We start from the raw sequence: 25,034 nt of genomic DNA on the forward strand, positions 1-25,034 counted from the left end.
GCCCGCTCAAGGGGGCTTGTCGGCGAAAAGTTGCGACTCTTCGGGGTTTTAGCCCTGCAGGATCCGGGCAACCTGAGGCGAGAAATAGGTCAGGATACCGTCGCACCCGGCGCGCTTGAAGGCCAGCAGGCTTTCCAGCATCGCCTTTTCTCCGTCGATCCAGCCATTCTGGGCGGCCGCCTGGATCATCGCGTATTCCCCCGATACCTGATAGGCATAGGTGGGCGCACCAAAGCAGTCTTTCACACGACGGCAGATATCCAGATAGGGCATTCCGGGTTTGATCATCACCATGTCCGCGCCTTCGGTCAGATCGCGTTCGATCAGGCGCAGGGCTTCGTTCGAGTTGGCCGGGTCCATCTGATAGGTTTTCTTGTCGCCGGTCAGCGCGCCCGAGGCGCCGACGGCGTCGCGGAAGGGGCCGTAAAAAGCGCTGGCGTATTTCGCGGCATAGCTGAGGATCATCACGTTGTGATGCCCGGCGCCTTCCAATGCGCGGCGCATTTCCCCGATCCGGCCGTCCATCATATCCGACGGTCCGATGATGTCGGCACCGGCATCGGCCTGGGCAAGGGTCATCTTGACCAACGCTTCGATGGTCTGATCATTCACGATCTCGCCGTCGACGACATAACCGTCATGACCATTGATATTGTACGGGTCCAGCGCCACGTCCGTCATCACCGCGATGTCGGGGGCTGCCGCCTTGATCGCCCGGATGGCCCGGTTCGACAGGTTGTCGGGGTTCCAGGCTTCGGCGCAGTCTTCGGTCTTGAGCGCGGAATCCGTGTAGGGAAAGATGCATATCGCCGGGATTCCAAGCGCTTGCGCTTCGACGGCCGCTTTTGCAATCAGATCCACCGACCGGCGAACCACGCCCGGCATCGAGGGAACGGGTTCTTCAACCCCTTCGCCGTCGCGGACGAAAACGGGCCAGATCAGGTCGTCCGTGGTCAAGACATTCTCGCGCACAAGTCCGCGGATTGCCCGGAATTGACGGGCACGCCGAAAGCGGGTCATGGGATAGGGGGCAACGGTCGGTTTCATGGCGCGTTCTCCTTGAACATTCGTGCATTGGGTGGCATGAATTCACAAAGGTCTCAAGGGTATCAATGGACGCGGCAGCGTGGCCGAACCTCCCTGAGTGGTTTGAATAAAGGGTTGGGTTTGGACTGGTACTCTTCGATCTTTGAAGTCATCGACATGCGCAGCTTTTCGAATCTCTGGTTCTGGATCGTGCTGGCGGTTGTCTGGTCTTCGGCGAGTCACTGGGTAATGGGCATTCCCTACGATCTGGTGGTACGTGCCCGACGCATTGGCGGGCAGGTCGAGATCGACCTTCTGGACATCGTTCGCATACACACCAACCGGATCCTGTTGATCGTCGACATGTCAGGCACCATCCTGTTGGCATTCGGGTGTTTTCTGTTCACCGGGCTGGCCACGCTTGGATTCTATTACGGTGTCGAGTTCGCGCAGGCCGTGTTCCTTCTTCTGTTTCCACTGACGCTTGTTCTGGTGGTGAACATCGTGCACGCGCGACGATTGCGGCGGCAGGAACTGACGCTCGAGTCTGTTTCGAAAACCATTGCGCGCTGCCGGCTCTATACCCAGATCATAGGCATGATCTCGATACTGGTCACTTCGTTCTGGGGCATGTATCAGAACATCTCGATTGGCGTTCTGGGATAGCAAAATCTGAAAGGCGAGGCGATGAAGGCTCCGAACCACGTGACAGTTGGCGGCGCCCCCGAAGGGTTTGACGCGCAGCTTGTGCTGAACGAAATCGCCCGCAGCAACGGGCCGGTGGCCCATGTCGCACGTGACGACAAGCGGATGGAGGCGATGCGCGCGGCACTGGCCTTCTTTGCCCCCGACATGCCGGTCTTCGTGTTTCCGGGCTGGGATTGTCTGCCCTATGACCGGGTGTCACCCAACGCCGACATTTCAGCGGCCCGCGTTGCCACGCTGGCGGCTCTGGTTCACCAGATGCCGCAGAAATTCGTGTTGTTGACGACATTGAATGCGGCAACCCAACGCGTCCCGGCGCGAGACGTGCTGCGCGAGGCGGCGTTTACCGCCCGTGTAGATCAGCGCATTGATGAGGCCGCGCTGCGCAACTTCCTGGTGCGCATGGGCTTCACGCAAAGCCCCACCGTGATGGAGCCGGGCGATTACGCCATTCGCGGTGGTATCATCGATATCTTCCCGCCGGGTGAATCGGGCCCCGTCCGTCTGGACCTGTTCGGAGACGTACTGGACGGCGCGCGCCGTTTTGATCCCGTGTCTCAGCGCACGACTGAAAAGCTGGACGTGGTTGAACTTGCGCCGGTGTCCGAGGTCATTCTGGATGATGCGGCCATTACGCGGTTCCGCCAGAACTATCGCATCGAATTCGGCGCCGCGGGCACGGATGATCCGCTATACGAAGCGGTAAGCGCCGGTCGCAAGCATCAGGGTATCGAACATTGGCTGCCCTTCTTCCACGAGAAGCTTGAAACACTGTTTGATTATCTGCCAGATGCCACGATCACCGTCGATGATCAGGTTACACCGGCCAGATTGGCCCGATGGGAGACGATTGCCGATCAATACGAAACCCGGCGTCTGGCGCTGGAAAACCGATCCCGCATGGATACGGTCTATAAACCGACACCTCCGGGGTTGCTGTATCTGGATGATGCCGCGTGGGAGGCGGCTGTCGCGGATCGGCGTGTCATGCAGTTCAGCCCCTTGCCGCAGGCCTCGGGTCCCGGTGTCATCGATGCGGGCGGGCGGATCGGGCGCAATTTTGCTCCGGAACGTCAGCAGGAAAGCATCAGCCTGTTCGGTGCTTTGGCCAGCCACATCAGCGCCAAGCTTGACAAAGGTCCGGTGCTGATCGCGTCCTATTCAGAAGGTGCGCGCGAACGTCTGACCGGCCTGATCGAGGATGAAGGTCTGGCCGAGGCGATTCCCATTGCCAATGGAACGCGCATCGGAAAGCGCGGCTTGCACCTTGCCGTCTGGGCGTTGGAGCACGGGTTCGAAACTCCTGATCTAACGGTGATCGCTGAACAGGACGTACTGGGCGACCGCTTGATCCGGCAACCCAAGAAGCGCCGCAAGGCCGAGAATTTCCTGACCGAGACTCAGTCGCTCAGCCCCGGCGATCTGGTGGTGCATGTGGATCACGGCATCGGTCGATACATGGGGATGGAGGTCGTCACGGCCGCCGGTGCCGCCCACGAATGCCTGCTGCTGGAATATGCCGAGCAGGCAAAGTTGTACCTGCCGGTCGAAAACATCGAACTGCTGTCGAAATACGGCCATGACGAAGGGCTTTTGGATCGACTCGGCGGTGGCGCTTGGCAGGCCAAGAAAGCCAAGCTGAAAGAGCGCATTCGCGAGATGGCGGACAAGCTGATCCGCATCGCGGCGGAACGTGCGCTGCGGAAAGCCCCCGTGATGGATCCACCGCCGCACGCGTGGGAGGAATTCAGCGCGCGTTTCCCCTATCAGGAAACCGATGATCAGTTGCGCGCCATCGCCGAGGTGATGGAGGATATGCACTCGGGCGCGCCGATGGACAGGCTGATCTGCGGTGACGTCGGCTTTGGCAAGACCGAGGTGGCGATGCGCGCCGCCTTTGTCGCCGCCATGTCCGGCGTGCAGGTTGCGGTGGTGGCACCGACAACACTGCTTGCCCGACAGCATGCCGCAAGCTTCAGGGAACGGTTTCGCGGCTTCCCTCTGGAAGTGCGGCAATTGTCGCGTTTCGTCTCGGCCAAAGAGGCGCAGCAGACACGTGACGGGCTGGCCAAGGGCACGGTCGATATCGTGATCGGGACCCATGCGCTGTTGGCCAAGAACATACGGTTTCACAATCTGGGTCTGCTGGTCATCGACGAAGAACAGCATTTCGGTGTTGGACACAAGGAACGGCTGAAGCAACTACGCAGTGACATCCATGTTCTTACCCTGACCGCAACCCCGATTCCGCGAACCTTGCAATTGTCACTGACAGGGGTGCGCGATCTGTCGATCATCGGCACACCGCCCATCGACCGTCTGGCGATCAGAACCTATGTCAGCGAATTCGACGCGGTCACGATCCGAGAGGCGCTGCTGCGCGAACACTATCGCGGCGGGCAGAGTTTCTACGTGGTTCCGCGCATTTCGGATCTGCCCGAGATCGAGGAGTTCCTGAAAAGCCAGCTGCCCGAACTGACCTATGTGGTTGCACACGGCCAGATGGCGGCGGGTGAACTCGATGACCGAATGAACGCGTTTTATGACGGAAAGTATGATGTGCTGTTGGCCACAACTATTGTGGAAAGTGGTTTGGACATTCCAACGGCGAACACGATGGTCGTGCACCGCGCCGATATGTTCGGTCTTGCGCAGCTTTATCAGATCCGGGGCCGGGTGGGCCGGTCCAAAACCCGCGCCTATGCCTATCTGACCACCAAGCCACGACAGAAACTGACCGCCACTGCCGAGAAACGCCTGCGGGTTCTGGGCTCGCTGGACACGCTGGGTGCCGGGTTTACTTTGGCCAGTCAAGACCTCGACATTCGGGGCGCTGGCAATCTGCTGGGCGAAGAGCAGTCTGGCCAGATGCGCGATGTGGGCTATGAGCTTTATCAATCCATGCTGGAAGAAGCGATTGCCAAGATCAAGGCGGGCGAGATGGAGGGCCTGTCAGATGCCGACGACCAATGGGCCCCACAGATCAATCTGGGCGTGCCGGTTCTGATACCCGATGATTACGTGCCCGATCTGGATGTTCGTCTCGGCCTCTACCGCCGCCTGTCGTCGCTGTCGACCAAGGTCGAGTTGGAAGGTTTTGCCGCGGAATTGATCGACCGTTTTGGCAAATTGCCGAAAGAGGTGAATACCTTGATGCTGGTCGTGCGCATCAAGGCCATGTGCAAACGGGCAGGCATCGCCAAGCTGGACGGAGGCCCGAAAGGTGCAACGATCCAGTTCCACAATGACAAGTTCGCGTCGCCTCAGGGATTGGTCGAATTCATTCAGAACCAGCGCGGCATGGCCAAGGTCAAGGATAACAAGATCGTCGTGCGCCGGGATTGGAAGAAAGACAGCGACAAGATCAAAGGGGCCTTTGCGATTGCCCGCGACCTTGCTGAAAAAGTGGTCGCGGAAAAGAAGAAGACCAAGGCTGGCTGATGGGCAAGATGGGGCTCTGCCCCCGCTGCGCGTTCCGCGCATCTCCCCCGGGATATTTGCGGCCAGATGAAGTCACGGATCCCAGCTTCGTCTGGCTGAAAATATCCCCGCCGGAGGCATCGCGCGGCAGCGCGATCCCGCCTATACTCGCATTGCAGCCTGCGCGCAGAAGCAAGACGCTGCAACCGCCCGATCAGCACGGGCCAGAGCCAGATCCAGGCGTTGTTTGACTTGTCGCATTTCAACATCTTCCCCGCGGGCTTTGAGACAATCGTACAGTCCCTTCAGGCTCCAGACGTTGTCGGGATGGATCGAAGCGCGGCTGAGCGAGCCGCCAAGGCCAAGATCTTCGCGATAGACGGCTTCTGCTTCTGCCGCATGACCTTGTTCGAACAGCAATGCGCCAAGCGCGTGGCGGGTGGGCTGCATCCAGCCCCAGGGTTCGTCATAGGGCAGGGTGTCGTCCAGTTCGACCGAGCGGCGCAGATGGGCAAAGGCGATTTCGAAATTGCCTTTTCGGTACTCGATCTCACCGCGCAGCATCTCCCCCGCGATTTCCAGCAGGTCGATCACACGATTGTTGTGCAACCTGCGTGTTTCCGGAACGCATTCTCTGGCTGCGAGAAACAGGTTCTCTTCCGCTTCGGCATGGACAACATCACCGGTTGCGGCATGCGCGATGGCGCGGGCGTAGTGGGTCGTGGCCGTCAGGGTGCGATAAAGATCCGGATCAGAGGGCAGCTCCAGCGCCTTGGCCTCTTCCCAGCGGCCAAAGCGGATCAGGATGTGCGGCCCCATGGACATGTAGCTTTCGAAGTAATCCGCCATTGGGGGGCTTTCGATGCGCAGCATCTCCTCTGGCGTTGTATCCCACAATCCCTGATTGGCGCGTAGGGCAGGTTCAATCTGACCTAGAAACAGCGCGCCATAGATGGCGAAGTGATAATTGTGTTGACGGTAGCCGGTGTAGATATTGAACGCGCCTTCGCGTTCGTAATACTTCAGATCCGCATTCGAGGCTTTTTCGTTCCACTGCACCACATTGTGATAATGGCCGCACAGCACGTCAATATGTGTCGGCATATGCACCAGGTGCCCCGCATCGGGCACCAATGTGCGCAGGACATCACCGGCTTTCAGAGCTTTTTCCGGCGTGGGCGACATCTCCATCAGGTGAACATAAAGATGCAGCAGGCCGGGATGTGACATGGCGGCCGGATCGTTGGCAATGGCCCATTCCAACGCCTCTTGCGCTTCAAGCGTTGCAGCGCCTTCTGCTGGTTGGCCGGTTTTCAGGTCCCACATTTTCCAGGGTGTCAAGTTCAAAAGCGCCTCGACGTAGATCGCGCGCAGGTCCGCATGATCGCGGTGCGCGGCGAAGGCTGCGCGCATCGCTTCGGCAAAATCGTGATCCCACCGGTGCATGTCCTCTACCGGATCTCGTTGCGGATAGCGCGCAGGGAGGGCTCGGATCAGAGCTTGCTCGACGGGCGTACAGCCGTCTGTCAATCGAAGGGCGTTTTGCATGGCATCATAAGCCAGCGCCAGCGCCTTGCGGTGTCCCCGCTCGTCCTGCAAGTCCCATGGCAGGTTGTAATTCGGCCCCGCCGCGTAGGCGACGCCCCAATATGCCATGGCGCATTGGGGGTCGTGTTCAGCTGCGCGCTGGAAACAAACCACGGCTTCTTCGTGATTGTACCCATAGGTCCAGTTCAGGCCGCGGTCGAACCACAGCTGAGCCTCGGGAACGGAGGTCGTTACCGGACAGGAATAGCTGCCCAGATCATAATATTCACGCATCAGAAGCCCTCCGGTTGGTTCAGGTCGAGGGTAGCGTGTTTCTGACGAGTCGCACAGATCAGGCTGGCAGACGTTCTTCAACGCGGCCCATGTGCAGCATAAGCCCGAAGGCCAGAATGCACATGCTCAAGATGCCGAAGGTCAAAGGCGTGATCGAACCGTCGAACAACAGCCCGATCGGGGCGGCGATGGCAGCGGCCAGCACCGTCGAAATCGATCCGATGACCGAGGCTGCCATTCCGGCAATATGCCCCATCGGCTCCATCGCGATGGCGTTCAGGTTGCCCAGCGTCACGCCGGCCATGAAAAACACCATGGTTTGCCAGAACACGAACAATGCGAACGAGGCGTCTGGCGAAAGATGCGCGGCGTTCAGGGTCATGACAAAGGTGGTAATCAGGATTTGCCCCCCCAGCGCCCATGTCACCATCCGGCGCATGCCCACACGCACCACTAGTGCCGCGTTCAGCAAACTGGCCGACCCGGACATCAGCGCCACGAACCCGAACCAGAACGGAAAGCTTTCGGCGCGGTCATGGATAACGTCATAAACGGGCTGAACCATTGTCAGCATGGTGAACAGCACCCCCATGCACAGGGTCTGAACCATGATCGAAAGGCGCACGGTCGGATGCGAGAACATTTCCTTCGTGGCCGAGAACATCAACGGAATGCGAAAGGGGCGACGGTTTTCCCGGGCCAGAGATTCCGGCAACCGAACGCCCATCCAGGAAATGATGATCAACGCAAACAGAATGAAAGACACAAAGATCCCGCGCCATCCGAACAAAGCGATTACTCCGGCGCCCAGCATCGGTGCCGCCGCGGGTATCAACGTGAAAATCATCATCGCGATTGAGATGATCCGCGCCATTTCGCGGCCTGAATACAAGTCGCGGATGATCGCCATGGCCACCACGCGCGGACCTGCGGCGCCCAGGCCTTGAACCACACGTGCAATCAAGACCAGTTCCAGTGAAGAACTGGCCCATGCGACAGCAGACGCCGCAATGTACAAAGCCGCGCCGCCGTAAATGACCAGCTTGCGTCCCAGCGCATCCGAAAGCGGGCCGGTGAAAAACGTGCCGATCCCCATGCCCAACACAAATGACGTCAGGATCAGTTGGGCACGGTTAACGTCATCGGGGCTGAGCTGCGCGCCGATCTCGGGCAACGCAGGCAGCATCGAATCGATCGAAAAGGCTATGGTGGCGAACATCATTGCAATCAGTGCAATGAATTCCGCCTTCGACATGCGATTGGCCATGAAGACCTCCTAACCCGTTCGCGCTATCACGGCGGGTCGGCATAGGCCAGACTGGAAATTTGCACAGACCTCTGTGCTATTCTGCAGGGGAAGCCTCAAGTTGAGACATGATTTCAGCGATCACTTTCTCCCACATTTCAGGAGGTTGGGCGCCGGGAACCGCATGTTGATTGGCGACAATGAAGGTCGGGACCGAGCTCACACCCATTTTGCGGGAATGAGCATCGCGATTGCGGATATCCTCGCGGTCGGCGTCTGATTTCAGCAGCTTCATGACCACGGCGGCGTCCATTCCGGCGCTGTCCGCGATATCGGCCAAGACTTCGTGGTCGCCGATGTCGCGACCCTGCACGAAATAGGCGTCAAACAGCGCATCGACGACGGCATTCTGCTTGCCTTCGATGCCAGCCCAATGGATCAGGCGATGCGCATCCAGCGTGTTGGGGGTACGTTTCATGGCCTCGAAGTTGATGTTCAGACCGGCCTTTTCGGCGTGTTCCACCACCGGCGCATAGGCGCGAACCGCGCCGTCCTTGCCGCCGAACTTGCGCTCGAGATACTCGCGCCGATCCATTCCCGCATCCGTCATGTCAGGATTCAACTGGAACGGATGCCATTCAATGACAAAGGGGTGGTCGGGTACGTTGGCCAGTGCCTTGTCCAGTTGAGTCTTGCCGATATAGCACCACGGGCAGATCGGATCGGACAGGATGTCGAGCTTGACGGTCTGGGTCATTTTGTTGGTGCCTCGAAATAGGCCGGCAGCGCCCGGCGCAGGAGTTTGCCGTTTCCGCCGGTCGGCAGGGCGGGCAGATGGATGAAGGCGCGTGGTTGTTTGTAACGCGCCAGGTTGGCTTCGACATAGGTGCGCAAGGCCGCATCGTCCAGCTTTTCCGGGCCCGTATAGAAGGCCGCTATCACAAATGTGTCCGGTTTGACCTCGACCGCGGCGGCGCCGACCTGAGTGATGCCCGGAAAGCGGGACAGGGCGGCTTCGACCTCGACCGGGGACACGCGATAGCCACCCGCGTTCATCATATCGTCGTCGCGGCCCAGATAGCTGATCTGACCATCCACGGCCATGACGCCCTGGTCGCCGGTCAGAAACCACTCTCCCTGCATCCGCGTTTCAACCTCATCGGGTGCGTTGAGATAGGTCAGCATCAAACCGGGGTCAGAGCGGTGAATGGCGATGGTGCCTTCTTGGCCCTTTGGCACCGGACCGTCCGGACCAAGGATCGCCACACGACGCCCGGGTTGCGGTTGTCCTAATGCGTCGCTGCGCGCGGGGTGATCCGGGCTGGAGGAAATGAAGGTAGAGCATTCGGACATGCCATAGGCTTCGAACAACTCGGTGCCGGTGGCCTTTCGCCATTGTTCGTGCAGCGCGCGCGACAGTTTCTCACCCGCGCACAAGCCGTGGCGCAGGTCAGGCAGCTCAGCCCGATCGCACCCTTGCACCATCTTGCGATAGACCCCGGGGGCCGCTGCAAAGATCGTTGCGCCATGCTGGCGCAGCAGGGCAGGCAGGGCCGTGATTTTGGTGCCGGGCACGGGGATCAGGGCAGTTGCGCCCATGGTCCATGGATCCATCAGACCGGTGCCCAGCGTATAGGTCCAGTTGAATGCTCCGGCGTGACACAGCCGGTCGGTCTCGCGCAGACCATACCAGCCATCGACCATCATCTGCCGCGCCCAGATTGCTCGGTGGGCATGGGCCACGGCACGAGGCTTGCCCGAGGTTCCAGAGGTATAGACGACATAGGCCATACGTTCCGGATCGCCCATGTCAAATTCTGCCGGGGGCAGGTTTCGCATGGCTTTCAACGCGTCCAGCCCGATCTGTTTGGAATGCGAGGCGCAGGCGACGCCCGGATCACGCAGAATCACCGCCGGAGAAAGCTCGTCGATCATCTTGGCGGTTTCGGGTTCCGTCAGTTGTGACGATGTCGGCACCGGTACGATGCGCACGGCAATTGCCCCCAGATAGGCAATCGGGAAATCCACCGTGTTTCCCAGCCGCATCAGCGCGATATCACCGGGTTTCAACCCGGCCCGCAGCAACCCCATGCCTGTGCCCAGCACAGCCGCTTTCAGATCGCGATAGGTCCAGTCTTGCGCGCCGTTCGGGCGCAATATCGACAAAGCCACTTTATCCGGCGCGTGATCGGCGCGGCCCAGAACATGGGCCGCCAGATTGAATGGCGTGGGGCAGGGTGCGGGCGACCCCTGATCGAAGATTGACAACATGGCCTCTGGCTATCGCGCCGCCTGCCGCGTTGCAAGCATGGCTGGCCGGGCCTATAGAAGGGTCATGAGCACTCAAGATCCCAAATCTCTGATCCGAATTGCCCGCGATTCTGGCGACCATACCGAAGTCGAACCCCTGGACCTTGGCGCCCGTGTGCGAGAGCTGCGCAAAGCGCGGGAATGGACATTGGAACAGGCCGCCAGTCAGGCCGGATTGGCACGCTCGACCCTCAGCAAGATTGAAAACGGGCAGATGTCGCCGACTTACGACGCGCTCAAGAAGCTTGCGACCGGGCTAGAGATTTCTGTTCCGCAACTGTTTACGCCGCCCCAGCGCGATCAGGTGATCGGACGCATGGCGATCACCCGTGTGGGCGACGGCACGGCTCATGCCACCACCACCTATGAGCATGAGCTGCTGGCCGAAACCCTGACCAAGAAACAGATGCTGCCCTATCGTGCGCGGGTCCGCGCAAGATCAATGGATGAATTTGACGGCTGGGTGCGCCATGACGGCGAAGAATTCATGTATGTGCTGACCGGTGTCGTCAAGCTTTACACCGAGTTTTACGAGCCGGTTGAGATGCGCAGAGGGGACAGCGCGTATTACGACGGCAGCATGGGCCACAACGTGATTTCCGTCAGTGACGAAGACGCGACGATCCTTTGGGTTACATCACTTGCCTAAAGCGGTTCTGCTGAATTCCCGGTTCAGCCCTTCGGTGAACAGGAAATCTTCGACCTCTTCATGCGCCTCATTCATCGTAAGTTGGTGACGTTCGGCCAAATAGGCTTCAAACCCTTTTCGATCCTTCAACACGCGCATCATGTCCTTGTCACGCAGGTTCGGAAAACGCCGCTTTGCGCGTTCGCATGCCGCATTCCAGTCGTTTGTAAGATCGGTCCAGTTCATCATCAATGAGCTTCCCTTAGCAACGATTAGGACTGCTCTCCCCCACACCAGAGTACGGACAGGGTGCCGCCACGTAAGACATGACAAAATGTCGCAGCGCTGGACCGCGCTTTTTTCAGGGGGATTTGTGCCCGCTGCGAAGTTTCCGCAACGGGCCTACGGGCCTACATTTGGTGTGAGTGGTGGCGGGCCCGGTTGTTCTGTAATCCGCAGCGCCATATTGTCCCGGCAGGCAGAGAGGCGGGGTCATCGCCAGCTCGCTATTAAGCCTAAATGCCCAATTTATATGCATATTTTCCAGAAAAGTAAAATTGTTTGTGGGTGTTTCTTTCCGGATCGCTTGCATGTGACGATGCTGGACGCTGATTACGATGCTTCCAATGCGGCCAAACGATATCTTGTGTGGGATAATAATGTGCTGAAATTTGCCGATTGGCGGAAATTTCCCGAGCGCTGTTTGTATGAAATTGCTGGCACTTTAAGCTTCCGTCTTTCGGAAACTTCAGTTGGAAAGACCAGCCGGATTCACATGTACAACGGCTGGTCTTGGGTTTGCGCCTTTTACTGGGCGTCGTACCACCAGACTTCGGGCATGTATTGCGGACCGTCGCCATAGATGGGCAGAGTTTCCGGGTGCTTCAGCTCTTTGACATGCGCGATGCGCCCGATGTCAAAGCTCCAGATCGGGATGACATAGCGGCCTGCGGTCAGTACCCGGTCCAGCGCGCGGGTGGCCGCGGTAAAGTCATCGCGGGTTTTTGAGGCCAGCATGGCATCGATCATGGCATCAACTGCGGGCGAAGATACGCCCATCAGGTTACGAGTGCCGGGGGCATCGGCAGTTTCGCTGCCCCAATAAAGACGCTGCTCATTGCCAGGAGACAGGGAAAGCGCCCGGCGGAACGTCGTGACGTCAAAGTCCAGCTCAGACGTGCGCCCGACATATTGGGCATTGTCGACCTGTTCCGTCGTGACCCCGATGCCGAGACGTTCCAGCGCGCGGGAATAGATCTCGACCACGGTTGCCATCTCGCTGTCACCCTGTTGCAGCAGGAAAGTCATCTGAAAGGCATCACCATTTGCATTGCGCAGCACGCCTTCCTGAACGGTCCAGCCTGCCTCGGCCAATAGTCCCGCGGCCTTGCGGAGGTTTGCCCGGTTCCGGGCCGATCCGTCGCCTTTCGGCAGTTCATACCCTTCCAGCGTGCCGGGCAACAGGATGTCAGCATAAGGAAGCAACAGATCTTTTACCCGCCCCTGGGCCGGGCCAGGCTGCATGGCAAGGTCGGACCCCGAGAAATAAGACGCGATCCTTGGTTGCGCACCACCGGTTACCGTGTCGTTGATGAATTCGAAGTTGAACGCAAGCGTCAGCGCTTCGCGCACGCGCCAGTCGTCGAACGGAGCCTTTCTTGTGTTCATCACGAACCCGGTCATTCCCGAAGGTTTTCCATGCGGAATTTCGGTCTTGATGACATCGCCGCGCTGCACGGCGGGAAAGTTGTATTGCGTGTCCCATTTGTCGGCGTTGAATTCACGCACGGCTGAAAGCTCTCCGGCTTTGAACGCTTCGAACAAGACGCTGCCGTCGCCGTAGAATTCGATCCGCAGCTCATCAAGGTTCATGGTGCCGCTGCGAAACGGGATGTCGTTTCCCCAATAGTCCGGATTGCGTCGCAGATTCACAAAGCGTCCCGCTTCGTAGCTTTCAATCACGTAGGGGCCGGTTCCAATCGGCACATCATGCAGTTGTGCATCCGCGAAATTCTTGCCCTCCCATTGCGCTTTTTTCAGGATCGGGCGCATCCCGGCCAGCAGCGCAAGCTCTCGGTCGGGTTCATTGAACGTGATACGCACCGAACGCGGGCCGGTTTGTTCGATACTGTCGATCTTGCCCCATAGACCGCGATAGCGCAGATGCCCCTGCGTGCCCAACGTTTCGTAAGACCAGATAACATCATCGATCGTGACCGGACTACCGTCGGAAAACCGCGCCTCCTCCCGCAGGGTGAATTCGACCCAGGACCGGGCTGGATCGGTCTCAACTGATTCGGCTAACAGCCCATAAAGTGTGAAAGGTTCGTCCCATGACCGCCCCATCAGGCTTTCATGGGTCCAGAAAGGCAATTGCCAAGGCGAGGTGCCTTTTTGCAAAAACGGGTTCAGGCTGTTAAAGCCGCCAGTGTTTCCGAACACGGCGTTGCCGCCTTTGGGCGCATCCGGGTTGGCGTATGGGAGGGACACAAAATCCGGTGGTAGGGCCGGGTCCCCATACATAGCTATGCCATGAGACGATTCTGCATGGGCGACAGAGATCACGAAAATGGTGGCGATTCCTGCCACAAGTGATCGAAACGGACGGAGAAAATCCGGGCTCATTTTGGAAACAATCCTGCTCTGGCCTTATTTTGTTGGTATTCACCGTAGTGATGATTTTTCTTATTATCAAACTTTTAGCTTGGACCAAGGCGCAGAATTGCTTATAAAGGTTGCACTGCTCGATAGGTTTCTTGCCTGTATGAAACCTGCCTCAATAACTTAACGCCCGCTTCGTGCGGGCGTTTTTTTTGCCTGTGGAAGTCTCAGGCCGGTATTCCAATCCCACATGTTTCCCCGTTTTCTTTGCAGGTGCAGCATGGCATGGTGCGCCTGATCAACGCTTGAGGGAGAATGGACATGAGCCTGTCCGGCAAAACGGCAATCATCACGGGATCAAATTCGGGCATCGGCCTGGGCGTCGCACGCGAGCTGGCCAAGGCCGGTGCCGATGTGGTTCTGAATTCCTTTACCGATCGCGATGAAGATCACGCGCTTGCCGCGCAGATTGCGAAAGAGACCGGAACCAATGCGCGCTACATCAAGGCCGACATGTCCAAGGGCGAGGAATGCCGATCCTTGATCGAACAGGCGGGGTCTTGTGACATTCTGGTGAACAATGCCGGGATTCAGCATGTCTCACCGATTGACAAATTCCCGGTTGATAGATGGGATGCGATTATCGCAATCAACATGAACTCGACCTTTCACACAACGGCGGCCGCGTTGCCGATGATGCGCAAGGCAGGTTGGGGACGTGTGGTGAACATCGCCTCGGCCCACGGTCTGACGGCATCCCCTTTCAAGGCGGCATATGTTGCGGCCAAGCACGGCGTGGTGGGAATGACCAAGACCGTAGCGCTGGAAACTGCGCTGGAACCGATCACCTGCAATGCCATCTGCCCGGGATATGTGCTGACGCCCCTGGTCGAGTCCCAGATTCCCGACACGATGAAAGAATACAACATGAGCCGTGAGGACGTTGTGAAGAACGTTCTTTTGGAACGGCAACCGTCCAAGGAATTCGCCACGGTCGAACAACTGGGTGGAACGACTATCTTCCTGTGTTCGGACGCGGCCGCTCAGATCACCGGAACCACAATTTCCGTCGATGGTGGCTGGACCGCGCTTTGAGGTTTTGCGGGGGAGCTGCCCCCACACCCCCAGAGTATTTTGGAAAAGATGAAGGGGTTGCGGCATGAAGCGGATCAATCTGGCTTTGCAGGGGGGTGGGGCGCATGGGGCGTTCACCTGGGGTGTGCTCGACCGGCTGCTGGACGAGGACGACATCGAGGTCGCTGCCATTACCGGAACTTCCGCAGGTGCGCTGAACGGTGCGGCCTACAAATCTGGTATGGTTCATTCCGGGCGCGAAGGCGCGCGGGCACGCCTGGACGGGTTGTGGAAGCGCATGGGCGCTATTGGCGACATGCGCTTTGCCAACTGGTTTCGCGGCCTTGAACCGGCGGCCATTGCGCAGGCGATGGAATATTCGGTGCCGTTTTCGATTGGGGATGCCTGGTCGCGGATGGTGTCGCCCTATGCGTACGGGCCGTTTTACAGCAACCCTTTGAAGCCGGTGGTGGACAGGTTCAATTTTGACGAGGTGTGCGCAGATGAAGGCCCGCGACTGTTTGTGTGTGCCACCTGCGTACGCAGCGGCAAGATCCGCGTCTTTACCGGCGACGAAATCAGCACCGACGCCATCCTGGCCTCGGCCTGTTTGCCGACCCTGTTCAAGGCGGTTGAGATTTTTGACCCGAAGACAAACCGGACCGAAGCCTATTGGGACGGAGGGTATACCGGCAATCCGGCGCTCTATCCGCTGTTCAACGATGATTTGCCGGATGACGTGGTGATCGTGAACATCAATCCGCTGGAGCGTGACGAAGTTCCGATCACGCCGCAGCAAATCCAGAACCGGATCAACGAGATCAGCTTCAACTCATCCCTGTTTCGCGAGTTGCGGGCGATCAGCTTTGTCCAACGGTTGTTGAAAGAAGGCAAGCTGACAGCCGGAGAGATGAGCCGCGTTCTGGTTCACATGATTGCAGATAACGACTTGATGAACAGCCTGTCTGTTGCCACCAAAACCGTGCCCAATCCGGTCATTCTGCACAAGCTGAAACAGGCCGGACGGAACGCCGCAGACGGTTTTCTTGCCAACCACAAGAAGGATTTGGGCCAGACCAGCACAATTGATCTGCCTGCGATGTTCAGCTGATCACTCGGGCGGCTGTGTCGGATCTTTTCCATTCGGATAGACAAGCCCTGCCGAAATCACCAGTTTGGCGGCGTCTTCGATGCTCATGTCCAGCAGGATCACGTCTTCTGCGGGGAAGAACAACAGAAACCCCGATGTCGGGTTGGGTGTCGTGGGTACGAATACGCTCAGCAGTTCGCCACCGGTTTCGGCGCGTTGGCTGACCTCACCCTTGGCGCTGGTCGAGACAAAGCCGATGGCCCAGATCCCGCGACGCGGGTACTGGATCAGGCAGGCTTTTTCGAAAGAACGCTCGGTCTGGGCAAACACCGTTTCCGAAATTTGCTTGATCCCGGAATAGACCGAGCGCACGACGGGCATCCGGTCAACAACGCTTTCGGCGAAGTGGATCAGGGAACGGCCCAGAATGCCCTTGGCGATCCAGCCGACCAGAACGGTGAAGATCAGGAAGATCACCACGCCCACGCCGCGCAGGTTGATGCCCACGTATTGTTCGGGCTGGAACTGTTGGGGCACCAGCGGCAGAACCGCACTGTCTATCCAGCCGACCACGGACCAGATCAGCCAGACCGTCAACCAGACAGGCGCAATGACCACGATGCCCGTCAGAAAGGACGCGCGCAGCCGTGAAAGCATGCCCGGGCGGCGGTGAGGCTCTTCGTCGAAGGGTGTATTCATTGCGGTTCCGAATGGTTTCCGGATTTAGGTAGTCAATCCACGGCCTTGGTACAATAGGTTAACGTCACCTCTGTTTGACGAGCGCTTGCGCGATCTTGGCCGCCAAACGCGCATTGTTTCGAACAAGGGCGATGTTGGCGACCAATGACCGGCCTTCGGTCTTTTCAAAGATACGTTGCAGCAGATAGGGGGTCACGGCTTTGCCGGTGATGCGATGGGCATCTGCATCTGACTGGGCTTCGGCGATGATGGGGGCCAATTCCTCGGCCGGGATTTGATCGGCGGCTGGAATCGGGTTCGCCACCAACTGCCCGCCGGGCAGACCCAGCGCGCGGCGGGTCGTGTGGGCTTTGGCGATGGCATCGGCACTGTCCATGCGCAGGGGCGCGTTAAAGGGCGACTTTGCCGACCAGAACGCAGGAAACTCGTCCTGGCCATGTGAGATCACAGGCACGCCCAGCGTTTCCAGAACCTCAAGCGTTTTGGCGAGGTCCAGGATGGCTTTCGCCCCGGCTGCGACGACGGTCACGGGCGTATGGCCAAGCTCGTGCAGATCGGCAGAGATGTCGAAGGTGGTCTCGGCCCCCTGATGCACGCCGCCGATACCGCCGGTGGCAAAAACCTCGATCCCGGCATAGTGCGCGGCGATCATCGTGGCGGCAACGGTGGTGGCCCCGGTGCCACCGGTCGAGATGCATGCCGCCATGTCCGCGCGCGAAATCTTGGCAACGCCTTGGGCCTGACCCAGCCATTGCAGCTGATCCTGCTCCAGCCCGACATGCAATTTGCCTTCGATCACGGCCATGGTTGCAGGAACCGCACCCGCATCGCGGATGTCCTGTTCGACCTGAGCCGCGACTTCGATGTTCTGCGGATAGGGCATCCCATGGGTGATGATGGTGCTTTCCAGCGCAACGATGGGCAGGCCCGCGTCCTTGGCGGCGCGAACCTCGGCAGAGTATTTGATGTCGATCACAGTGGGGTTTCTCCGGAAACGTAGGTTGCAGCGGCGTGCAGAGCGCGGGTCAGAGCCTCGTCACTGGATGCACCGCCGGATTCTGAGGCGATATGGGCCGCCATGAAGGTATCCCCGGCACCGGTCACGCGGGTGACCAGGACGGCAGGGGGTGTTTGCGTCAGGATTTCTGTCGAGCTGCCGATGGTTGCCGAATTGCCGCCGTCGGTGACCAGCACACGCAGCGCGCCGCGATCCAGAAGGCCTTTGGCCGCGGATTCGGAATCGGTGAACTCGCGCTGACACAGGATACCGGCCTCTTCGAGGTTCACGTACAGTGTGGCGCGGGCGTGTTTCAGGAACGGCAGCAGTCGTTCGGCCTTGCCCGGCGATGCCGGTGCCACGCGCAGATCCGCACGCGCAAAAGCAGGGCTTTGGGCAATTTCTTCCAGCAGGTCCAGTGTCAGATTGCCATCCAGTGCGATCGGGCCCTCAAATGGTGCATTCTCATAGCCCAGAGGCCCGTGCATCAAGGGATGCAGTATTTTAGCGCCTGCGGCCTCCAGCGAATGCGCGTCGGCAATCGCCGCGATCAACCCGTTCGCACCTTCGACGGCCATATAGCGGTCTGTCGGCAAATCCTGCGACCGATAGATGTGATCCGTCACCATGCCGAGGCGCGAACAGGCATGGACAAGCTCGTCGCCTTCGGGATCGCGGCCAATGGCGGTCAGCAGGGTGGGTGTCATGCCGAACCGAACCAGTGTCATGGCAATGTTCATCGCAACGCCGCCGGGCAGGCGGGTGATCCGGCCCGGCACGTCCGAGCCCTGTCGCATGGCGCTGGCCGATCGGCCGATCACGTCCCACAGGACCGAGCCGATGCACAGGATATTGGAGTTCTGAGTCATAGGGGACGTCATGCCGCAGCGGTGTTGCCCGTGCAAGCCGGAACGTCATCGCAACAAGAGATTCCCGACCCGCCCGGGCCGATATGGCCTTTGGGCTTGCGATCCGTGGCCTTCGCGGGAACAATCAATAGCAATGATTGGTGATTATATTTTCCTGTTGGAGCGTTTCGTATGAATGGCCCTGTCTTCCGTGCCATCCTCCGAGCCCTCAATATCTGCGCCCTGAGTTTTATCGTTCTTCTGACCTTGCATCCCGGATCCGCAAAGGCGCAAACTGCCCCGCCGACGGTCATTGATTTCTGGGTCAAGGATGACACTCTGTTTCTCGAGGTGAAACTGAACGCCGAGGCCATGCTGGTCGGTGCCGATCCGACACAACCCGACGCTTATTCCGGCAACTCACAGTACCGATCTCTGCGGCGCATGGTGTCGTCGGAACTGGAACCGCAGATCAGAAATTTCGTTCAGGTCTGGAAGCAGAACCTCGTGGTCGAAGCGCCTGAACGCCTAGACCTGTCTTATGAAGGTGTGCGCATTCCCGTTGTGGGGGATGTGGAAAAAGTGCGTGTTTCCAGATTGTTGTTGACCGCTCCTTTGTCGGATCAGGCATCTAACCTTCGCCTGACCTGGCCGCTGCACAGCGGGTCAGTCGTGCTTCGCCAGCAAAAGGTTGTGGCCCCGTATACAGGCTTTCTGGCGGCCGGAGAAATCAGCCCACTGATCCCGTTGCAGGGCGGGGCATCGCTGACGACCGAGCAGACACTGCAGACGTATTTCGCCAAGGGGATCAGCCGATTTGTTCAAAGCCCCCTCAAGCCATCCATCCTTGTTCTGACACTCGTGATGCTGACGCTGAGCCTGCGGCCTGTGATGTCTCAGGTGGCGTTTTTGGCAGCAGGGGTTTTTGTCGGGCTCGGGTTGGGCATGTACGGCGTGCTGGACGTACCAGAAAACATGCAGGATCAGGCCTTGGTGGCTGCGATCATCATTCTGGCGCTATGGAACCTGGTGGCCCGGCACTTGCAGGTCTGGCGCCTGTTGGCCGTGCTTGCCGCAGGCTGTGTTTACGGATTGGCACTGGCTTCGGATTTGACAAAGATCGGGGTGCCGCCCGATCATCTGGCCCCGGCTGTTTTGGGGTTTGGTGTCGGGAATCTAGTTCCTGTCGTCTTTGTGGCTGTTCTGGCCTTTGCCTGCGCGCTTTTGCTTGCAGGCGGGTCACACAGAAAACGAGGCCGGATTTCGGTTCTGACCTCGATGCTGATCGCCGGGATCGGCGTGTATTGGATGGCTGAACCCTGGTTGCTGGCTTAAGATATTGCCGCCAGCAGCTTGTTCAGCGCACCCAGCGGGTCGTCATCGCCCCAGATCTCGTCCCCGATGCCGAAGAAATCGGTGCAGGGGGCCAGATCGCCGATCAATTCGGGCGTCAGGCCGCCTTCGGCCACGACCGGGACTTCGATCATCTCGGACCACCATTGGAACAGATCTTTTTCGGCGCGGGTTCCGTCGCCCAACGTGGCGGTGCCAACGGGGCCGAAGGCCACATAATCTGCGCCGTGTTCGCCTGCCGTCATGCCGTCATGGCTGGACGCGCCGCAGAAGCTTCCGACGATCGCATCCGGACCCAGCTCCTTGCGCGCGGCACGGACCGAACGTGCGCCGTCATCCATGTGCACCCCGTCCAGCCCCAGACGTTGCGCCAGCAGCACGTGGTTTGAAATTACGATGGCCACGTCGCGGGCGTGGGCCACTTCGCGGCAGGCATCAGCGGCACGGGCGATGGTGTCTTCGTCGTTGCCAGCCAGCGCCAGGCGGATGCAGGCGATCTCGGCCCCGTCCAGAACCGATGCCAGTTTGGCCGGAAACGTGCTCAGCTCGATGGTCGGAGGCGTTATCAGGTAAATCTGCGGCTGCTCGGGGGTGTCCATGGGCGCGTCCTTCGGCTTTTGGTCTTTGGCGCGGTTTAGCGGATTGCGGCGGGGAAGCAAACTTTTATGGCCGAGACCACGCAAATTCCAGCCCCAGCGCCTTGCCCTGCAAGAGCCTGCCGATTACAGCAGGCCAAGTTTTTACAAGGTGAACCATGCCCAGCGACAAATCCCAGCCTTCCTTCGTGCTTGTTCGCCCGCAGATGGGTGAGAATATCGGTGCCGCGGCCCGGGCGATGTGGAACTTTGGACTGGACCGGATGCGCATCGTGGCGCCCCGCGACGGCTGGCCAAACCCCAAGGCGGTGGCCATGTCCAGCGGTGCCGGCCGGTTGCTGGACGAAGCGCAGCTGTTTGACGATCTGGCCGGATCGCTGGCCGACAGCACTTTTGTCTTCGCCACCACTGCACGGCAACGCGGGCTGACAAAACCCGTCTACAGCCCCGAGCGCGCCATGCAGATCGCCGCTGAAAAGGTCGCGGCGGGCGAAAAGGTTGCGGTTCTGTTCGGCCCCGAACGCGCGGGGTTGGAGAACGAAGACATCGCCAAGGCAAATGCAATCATCTCGGTGCCCGTGAACCCGGAATACGCGTCGCTGAACCTGGGCCAATGCGTCTTGCTGACCGCTTATGAGTGGATGCGCCAGACCGGCGACGTGGTGCATGAATCCACCGATTTGGGCAAGGGGGACTGGGCCACGGGGATTGAAGTTGAGAAACTGGTGGAACACTACGAGGACCGGCTGGAAGAGGCCGGGTTCTTCTATCCCCCTGAAAAGGCCGAGGGCATGAAAACCAACCTGCGCAACCTGTGGTCGCGGATGCGGATGACGCGGGCCGACGTGCAGATGCTGCATGGGATCATGCGGCAGATGGTCCGCTGGAAAGACAAAGGCTGAGGCTGGACCTATCTTCCATCAAGCCCTAGCTTGCGACGAAATCAGGACATGAGGACAGCATGAGCGGTAAGCGCAGCATCTTCGAAGAGGTCTCGGACACCGAAAAACAACAGGCCGTTCAACCCGGTATGATCGACCGAGGGCGTGGCGGTGCGCGTAAGGCAATCCGTGCCTGGCTGATGATCCTGTTCGCTTTGGTCGTGGTGATGATCGCTGTCGGCGGTCTGACGCGGCTGACTGACAGCGGGCTGTCGATCACTGAATGGCGTCCGATTACAGGGGCGATCCCGCCGATGTCCGAGGCCGACTGGCAGGCCGAGTTCAACAAGTACAAGCAGATTGACCAGTGGCGCATTCAGAACCAGTGGATGCAGCTGAGCGACTTCAAAACCATCTATTGGTGGGAATGGGGGCATCGCCAACTGGGCCGCGTGATCGGGCTGGTCTGGGCCATCGGTTTCCTGAGCTTCCTCGTGGCCCGCAAGATACCCACGGGTTGGACCGGCAAGCTGCTGATCCCCGGCCTTCTGGGCGGTGTGCAGGGTGCTGTCGGCTGGTGGATGGTCGCCTCGGGTGTGACGCAGGGCGAGGGGATGACCGCCGTCGCCAGCTATCGCCTGGCCACCCATCTGGGACTGGCATTCGTCATTCTCGGGTTCCTCGCTTGGTATATATTCGAGCTTGGCAGGGAAGAACGTGACCTGATGCAGGCGCGTCGCATGAAGGAAGCGAAACTGTTCTCGTTGTCCACCGGCCTGATGCATTTCGCCTTTTTGCAAATACTTATTGGCGCGCTTGTCGCCGGGATCGACGCTGGTCGGTCTTATACCGACTGGCCGCTGATCGGCGGGCAGCTGTTGCCGCCGGATGCCACCGCGTTGGAGCCGATGTGGCGCAATTTCTTCGAAAGCCCGGGGCTTGTGCAGTTCATCCACCGCTGCGCAGGCTACCTGTTGTTCATCTTTGCGATTGTCGTCTGGCGCCGCGGCAGCGCCAGCGCGCATCCTCAGACGCGCTTCGCCTTCAACGCGGCTTTCGCGGCCCTGTCGGTGCAAGTTGTCGTCGGTATCGTGACCGTCGTCTACGGAGCGCCGTGGCAGATCGCCATCTTCCACCAGTTCATGGCTGTTGTCGTCTGGACCCTGATCCTGCGCGCGCGGTTCCTGACTGCATATCCAATCGCAACATCTGTGCGCGGAGTAAATTGACATGACCGCTTTCGACGAACTGATGGCTTTTCAGCGTGAAACCTCGGCATTGGGCCAGATTGCCGGACGATTGGGTTGGGATCAGGAAACCGTCATGCCGCGTGGGGCCGCGCCTCAACGCGCCGAGGAAATGGCAGCGATCGAGGCCGTCCTGCACGCGCGCCGATCGGATCCGCGCGTGGCAGAGTGGCTGGATCAGGCCGCGCCACAGGATGAAGTCGGAAAGGCGCAGCTTCGGGAAATCCGGCGCGCCTATGATCGGGCGGTCAAGGTGCCCGCTGATCTGGCCACGGCGATTGCCCGGACCACGTCCGCCGCACAGGGAACATGGGCACAGGCGCGCGCGGATGAAGATGTCTCGGCCTTCGTTCCCGTGCTGGAAGAGGTCGTATCGCTGAAGCGTCAGGAAGGCGAGGCGCTGGCACAGGGCGGAGACGTCTATGATGCCATGGTCGAGGATTATGAACCCTATACGACCGGCGCTCAGATCGCGGCCATTTTTGATGAAATGCGCCCACGTCTTGTGGCCTTGCGTGCGGCCGTTCTGGAACGCCCGGAACCTGCTGCGCTGACCGGAAGCTTTGACGAGCTGACCCAAATGCGGCTTACGCAAAAACTGGCGGTCGCCTTCGGCTATGACCTCAACAACGGCCGTGTCGACAAGGCGGTTCACCCGTTCAGCTCGGGTTCGGGCCTGGATGTGCGCATCACCACGCGAACCAGCGAAACGGACCCGTTCAACTGCTTTTTTTCCACCATTCACGAGGTCGGCCACGCGGCTTACGAACAGGGGATCGACCGCGACTACCTGCTGACGCCGCTGGGGCGCGGCGTGTCCATGGGTGTGCATGAAAGCCAAAGCCGAATCTATGAAAACCAGCTTGGCCGTTCGCGTGCGTTTACGGGATGGTTGTTCGATCAGATGAAAGACGCATTCGGCGATTTCGGAATTGCCGATGCAGATGCTTTCTACGCTACCGTCAACCGGGTTCATAACGGTTATATCCGGACCGAAGCCGATGAAGTGCAATACAATCTGCACATCATGCTTCGGTTCGATCTTGAGCGCGCTTTGATGGCCGGGGACTTACAGGTCAACGAACTTGAGGCGGCCTGGAATGATCGGTTCAAGGCCGACTTCGGTTATGCGGTCGACAAACCGTCGAACGGCTGTTTGCAGGATGTGCATTGGTCGGTTGGACTGTTCGGGTACTTCCCGACCTATTCGCTGGGCAATGTCTATGCAGGATGTCTGTATCAGGCCCTGCGAGCAGCGGCGCCGGGGCTGGATGCCCAACTGGCAGAAGGTGACACATCAGGCGCAACCGCTTGGCTGCGCGAACACGTCCAGCAGCACGGCGGGCTTTATGCCCCGCGCGAGATTATCCGACGGGCGAGTGGAGTAGAGCCGGGACCCGAACCTTTGCTGGACTATCTGGAACAGAAGTTCAGCGGATTGTACGGGCTGTGACAGTATGAAACGGTAGCCGATTGGTAAGGTTTCTCGCCATTTGCGTTGCAACATTGGCTTTGGCTTGACCATTTCGGTGATCGGTTATGAGGCCGGGCATGGCGTTCCAAGTGGCTGGAGCGATCTGATGCTTGACTGGTTTGAGACGGTGAATGCCTTGGAATAGGGGCTTCCAACACAAAACTGGACTGGTGAAGACGGAGAGATGGTCGCGGGACATGCCGCGCAATTTGTCTTCGGCTTCACGCGGAACCCTTTATTGGGCGACGCCAACTCTCGTTTTGCGCAAACTTTTTCCCTGACAAACACGAACAGGTTATCCTAAACGACCTGAACCAGTTCGATTCGGGCCGCGACGGCTGCAAAGAACAAAACGCTGCCGACCAACACAAATACGTGCCAGATCGTATTGTGGAACGGCAGCCAGTCCAGCAGGTAGAAGGCGACCCCGGCCGTGTACACGAGCCCTCCGGCAATCATCAGCGTGACGATTGTGGGGGACAGGTCTGCCAACATGGATTGTCCGGCCCAGACCACCGCCCAACCCATCAATAGGTATAACGCAAGCCCGAACCAGCGGAACCGGTTTGGGTCTAACATCTTGAGAACTGACCCAAGCGTTGCCGAGGACCACAACCCGAGCAACAGCCCGGGGGACTGAGCACCGGACAACAGTAAAAACGGCGTATAGGTCCCTGCGATCTTGACGTAGATGCCGGAATGATCGAGCCGTTGCAGAAACCCGCGCCATTCCTTGCTTTCGATCATGTTGTACAACGCAGAAAACGTCAGCATGAGTATCAACGTCACCCCGTAAATCGAGGCACCCAGTACCGCAGATTGATCATACCGGTAATTGATGGTCATCGTGATCAGCAGGGGAACCGCAATCAACGCACTCGAGACACCGAGCACATGGACCACCCCGTCGCTGATACGTTCTGTGCGGCTGTAAGCTGGTCGGATATGTGCAAATGACCACATATGAAAAAGCTAGGCGTCAGAATGGCTTCGGGCAAGCGGATCATCCCGAGAGCTA

22 protein-coding genes are annotated in these 25,034 nt (G+C 59.1%); 10 read left to right on the plus strand and 12 right to left on the minus strand.

Annotated elements, in window-relative coordinates; genetic code table 11:
- Positions 1-48: 48 nt before the first annotated feature.
- Positions 49-1,047 (minus strand): porphobilinogen synthase, encoded by a 999-nt coding sequence (hemB, locus tag GS611_RS03200; RefSeq protein ID WP_171632113.1) that lies wholly within the window; start codon positions 1,045-1,047, stop codon positions 49-51.
- A gap of 120 nt (positions 1,048-1,167) precedes the next feature.
- On the opposite strand from hemB, the gene GS611_RS03205 reads away from it, so the two are divergent.
- The gene (locus GS611_RS03205; protein ID WP_152458141.1) at positions 1,168-1,692 is read left to right on the plus strand and encodes a component of SufBCD complex; all 525 of its coding nucleotides are present in this window, start codon (positions 1,168-1,170) and stop codon (positions 1,690-1,692) included.
- A 21-nt stretch (positions 1,693-1,713) separates the two neighbouring features.
- Positions 1,714-5,172: a transcription-repair coupling factor gene (gene mfd, locus GS611_RS03210; RefSeq protein ID WP_171632117.1), complete on the plus strand. Its 3,459-nt coding sequence runs from the start codon at positions 1,714-1,716 to the stop codon at positions 5,170-5,172.
- Between the two features lie 141 nt (positions 5,173-5,313).
- On the opposite strand, the gene GS611_RS03215 is transcribed toward mfd, so the two are convergent.
- The 4 genes from GS611_RS03215 to GS611_RS03230 all read right to left on the minus strand — a co-directional run bounded on the left by GS611_RS03215 (position 5,314) and on the right by GS611_RS03230 (position 10,489).
- Positions 5,314-6,972, minus strand: coding sequence for a tetratricopeptide repeat protein (locus tag GS611_RS03215; protein ID WP_171632119.1), 1,659 nt, complete (start codon positions 6,970-6,972; stop codon positions 5,314-5,316).
- A 58-nt stretch (positions 6,973-7,030) separates the two neighbouring features.
- A complete protein-coding gene (locus tag GS611_RS03220) occupies positions 7,031-8,239 on the minus strand; it encodes a multidrug effflux MFS transporter (RefSeq protein ID WP_171632121.1) in 1,209 nt (402 codons plus the stop codon).
- 76 nt (positions 8,240-8,315) lie between these two features.
- A complete protein-coding gene (locus tag GS611_RS03225) occupies positions 8,316-8,975 on the minus strand; it encodes a DsbA family oxidoreductase (protein WP_171632123.1) in 660 nt (219 codons plus the stop codon).
- Complete coding sequence (locus GS611_RS03230; protein ID WP_171632125.1) at positions 8,972-10,489, minus strand: class I adenylate-forming enzyme family protein; 1,518 nt, start codon at positions 10,487-10,489, stop codon at positions 8,972-8,974. Before GS611_RS03230 ends, GS611_RS03225 begins: the two co-directional genes overlap by 4 nt.
- A gap of 64 nt (positions 10,490-10,553) precedes the next feature.
- On the opposite strand from GS611_RS03230, the gene GS611_RS03235 reads away from it, so the two are divergent.
- A complete protein-coding gene (locus GS611_RS03235; RefSeq protein ID WP_171167898.1) occupies positions 10,554-11,177 on the plus strand; it encodes a helix-turn-helix domain-containing protein in 624 nt (207 codons plus the stop codon).
- On the opposite strand, the gene GS611_RS03240 is transcribed toward GS611_RS03235, so the two are convergent.
- Positions 11,166-11,405: a hypothetical protein gene (locus tag GS611_RS03240; protein WP_170344111.1), complete on the minus strand. Its 240-nt coding sequence runs from the start codon at positions 11,403-11,405 to the stop codon at positions 11,166-11,168. The genes GS611_RS03235 and GS611_RS03240 overlap by 12 nt on opposite strands.
- An 85-nt stretch (positions 11,406-11,490) precedes the next feature.
- Between GS611_RS03240 and GS611_RS03245 the strand changes: the two genes are divergently transcribed.
- Positions 11,491-12,018, plus strand: coding sequence for a hypothetical protein (locus tag GS611_RS03245; protein ID WP_171632128.1), 528 nt, complete (start codon positions 11,491-11,493; stop codon positions 12,016-12,018).
- On the opposite strand, the gene GS611_RS03250 is transcribed toward GS611_RS03245, so the two are convergent.
- The gene (locus tag GS611_RS03250; protein ID WP_171632130.1) at positions 11,964-13,781 is read right to left on the minus strand and encodes an extracellular solute-binding protein; all 1,818 of its coding nucleotides are present in this window, start codon (positions 13,779-13,781) and stop codon (positions 11,964-11,966) included. The two genes, GS611_RS03245 and GS611_RS03250, sit on opposite strands and share 55 nt — an antisense overlap.
- A 297-nt stretch (positions 13,782-14,078) precedes the next feature.
- Between GS611_RS03250 and GS611_RS03255 the strand changes: the two genes are divergently transcribed.
- Positions 14,079-14,852: a 3-hydroxybutyrate dehydrogenase gene (locus GS611_RS03255; protein ID WP_171632133.1), complete on the plus strand. Its 774-nt coding sequence runs from the start codon at positions 14,079-14,081 to the stop codon at positions 14,850-14,852.
- Between the two features lie 64 nt (positions 14,853-14,916).
- Positions 14,917-15,942 carry a patatin-like phospholipase family protein gene (locus GS611_RS03260; protein WP_171632136.1) on the plus strand — a complete coding sequence of 342 codons (1,026 nt, stop codon included), beginning with the start codon at positions 14,917-14,919 and terminating at the stop codon, positions 15,940-15,942.
- Here GS611_RS03260 and GS611_RS03265 read toward each other — a convergent pair whose 3' ends face one another.
- The 3 genes from GS611_RS03265 to GS611_RS03275 all read right to left on the minus strand — a co-directional run bounded on the left by GS611_RS03265 (position 15,943) and on the right by GS611_RS03275 (position 18,486).
- Entirely contained in the window at positions 15,943-16,620 is a 678-nt protein-coding gene (locus GS611_RS03265; RefSeq protein ID WP_152458130.1) for a DUF502 domain-containing protein, read from the minus strand.
- 64 nt (positions 16,621-16,684) lie between these two features.
- Complete coding sequence (locus GS611_RS03270; RefSeq protein ID WP_171632139.1) at positions 16,685-17,596, minus strand: pseudouridine-5'-phosphate glycosidase; 912 nt, start codon at positions 17,594-17,596, stop codon at positions 16,685-16,687.
- Complete coding sequence (locus GS611_RS03275; RefSeq protein WP_171632142.1) at positions 17,593-18,486, minus strand: PfkB family carbohydrate kinase; 894 nt, start codon at positions 18,484-18,486, stop codon at positions 17,593-17,595. Before GS611_RS03275 ends, GS611_RS03270 begins: the two co-directional genes overlap by 4 nt.
- A 171-nt stretch (positions 18,487-18,657) precedes the next feature.
- Here GS611_RS03275 and GS611_RS03280 point away from each other — a divergent pair, with 171 nt between their 5' ends.
- Positions 18,658-19,800, plus strand: a complete 1,143-nt coding sequence (locus tag GS611_RS03280; RefSeq protein WP_171632144.1) for a HupE/UreJ family protein — start codon at positions 18,658-18,660, stop codon at positions 19,798-19,800.
- On the opposite strand, the gene GS611_RS03285 is transcribed toward GS611_RS03280, so the two are convergent.
- Positions 19,797-20,417, minus strand: a complete 621-nt coding sequence (locus GS611_RS03285; protein WP_171632147.1) for a thiamine phosphate synthase — start codon at positions 20,415-20,417, stop codon at positions 19,797-19,799. The genes GS611_RS03280 and GS611_RS03285 overlap by 4 nt on opposite strands.
- Positions 20,418-20,572: 155 nt before the next feature.
- Between GS611_RS03285 and GS611_RS03290 the strand changes: the two genes are divergently transcribed.
- The 3 genes from GS611_RS03290 to GS611_RS03300 are packed head-to-tail and all read left to right on the plus strand — an operon-like array spanning position 20,573 to position 23,995.
- Positions 20,573-21,316: an RNA methyltransferase gene (locus GS611_RS03290; RefSeq protein WP_171632149.1), complete on the plus strand. Its 744-nt coding sequence runs from the start codon at positions 20,573-20,575 to the stop codon at positions 21,314-21,316.
- A gap of 59 nt (positions 21,317-21,375) precedes the next feature.
- Positions 21,376-22,524, plus strand: coding sequence for a heme A synthase (ctaA, locus tag GS611_RS03295; RefSeq protein ID WP_171632152.1), 1,149 nt, complete (start codon positions 21,376-21,378; stop codon positions 22,522-22,524).
- Position 22,525: 1 nt separating this feature from the next.
- The gene (locus GS611_RS03300; protein ID WP_171632154.1) at positions 22,526-23,995 is read left to right on the plus strand and encodes a carboxypeptidase M32; all 1,470 of its coding nucleotides are present in this window, start codon (positions 22,526-22,528) and stop codon (positions 23,993-23,995) included.
- 321 nt (positions 23,996-24,316) lie between these two features.
- Here the strand turns inward: GS611_RS03300 and GS611_RS03305 are convergent, their stop codons facing one another.
- Positions 24,317-24,979 carry a hemolysin III family protein gene (locus tag GS611_RS03305; RefSeq protein WP_171632157.1) on the minus strand — a complete coding sequence of 221 codons (663 nt, stop codon included), beginning with the start codon at positions 24,977-24,979 and terminating at the stop codon, positions 24,317-24,319.
- Positions 24,980-25,034 lie beyond the last annotated feature (55 nt).

The sequence above is a fragment of the Ruegeria sp. HKCCD6119 genome (assembly GCF_013110585.1).
In the GTDB taxonomy this organism is placed as follows: domain Bacteria; phylum Pseudomonadota; class Alphaproteobacteria; order Rhodobacterales; family Rhodobacteraceae; genus Ruegeria.

Coding starts and splice junctions, on each gene's coding strand:
- hemB (WP_171632113.1), bottom strand. CDS start 1,047: ATGAAACCGACCGTTGCCCCCTATCCCATGACCCGCTTTCGGCGTGCC.
- mfd (WP_171632117.1), top strand. CDS start 1,714: ATGAAGGCTCCGAACCACGTGACAGTTGGCGGCGCCCCCGAAGGGTTT.
- GS611_RS03215 (WP_171632119.1), bottom strand. CDS start 6,972: ATGCGTGAATATTATGATCTGGGCAGCTATTCCTGTCCGGTAACGACC.
- GS611_RS03220 (WP_171632121.1), bottom strand. CDS start 8,239: ATGGCCAATCGCATGTCGAAGGCGGAATTCATTGCACTGATTGCAATG.
- GS611_RS03225 (WP_171632123.1), bottom strand. CDS start 8,975: ATGACCCAGACCGTCAAGCTCGACATCCTGTCCGATCCGATCTGCCCG.
- GS611_RS03230 (WP_171632125.1), bottom strand. CDS start 10,489: ATGTTGTCAATCTTCGATCAGGGGTCGCCCGCACCCTGCCCCACGCCA.
- GS611_RS03235 (WP_171167898.1), top strand. CDS start 10,554: ATGAGCACTCAAGATCCCAAATCTCTGATCCGAATTGCCCGCGATTCT.
- GS611_RS03240 (WP_170344111.1), bottom strand. CDS start 11,405: ATGATGAACTGGACCGATCTTACAAACGACTGGAATGCGGCATGCGAA.
- GS611_RS03245 (WP_171632128.1), top strand. CDS start 11,491: ATGTCGCAGCGCTGGACCGCGCTTTTTTCAGGGGGATTTGTGCCCGCT.
- GS611_RS03250 (WP_171632130.1), bottom strand. CDS start 13,781: ATGAGCCCGGATTTTCTCCGTCCGTTTCGATCACTTGTGGCAGGAATC.
- GS611_RS03255 (WP_171632133.1), top strand. CDS start 14,079: ATGAGCCTGTCCGGCAAAACGGCAATCATCACGGGATCAAATTCGGGC.
- GS611_RS03260 (WP_171632136.1), top strand. CDS start 14,917: ATGAAGCGGATCAATCTGGCTTTGCAGGGGGGTGGGGCGCATGGGGCG.
- GS611_RS03265 (WP_152458130.1), bottom strand. CDS start 16,620: ATGAATACACCCTTCGACGAAGAGCCTCACCGCCGCCCGGGCATGCTT.
- GS611_RS03275 (WP_171632142.1), bottom strand. CDS start 18,486: ATGACTCAGAACTCCAATATCCTGTGCATCGGCTCGGTCCTGTGGGAC.
- GS611_RS03280 (WP_171632144.1), top strand. CDS start 18,658: ATGAATGGCCCTGTCTTCCGTGCCATCCTCCGAGCCCTCAATATCTGC.
- GS611_RS03285 (WP_171632147.1), bottom strand. CDS start 20,417: ATGGACACCCCCGAGCAGCCGCAGATTTACCTGATAACGCCTCCGACC.
- GS611_RS03290 (WP_171632149.1), top strand. CDS start 20,573: ATGCCCAGCGACAAATCCCAGCCTTCCTTCGTGCTTGTTCGCCCGCAG.
- ctaA (WP_171632152.1), top strand. CDS start 21,376: ATGAGCGGTAAGCGCAGCATCTTCGAAGAGGTCTCGGACACCGAAAAA.
- GS611_RS03300 (WP_171632154.1), top strand. CDS start 22,526: ATGACCGCTTTCGACGAACTGATGGCTTTTCAGCGTGAAACCTCGGCA.
- GS611_RS03305 (WP_171632157.1), bottom strand. CDS start 24,979: ATGTGGTCATTTGCACATATCCGACCAGCTTACAGCCGCACAGAACGT.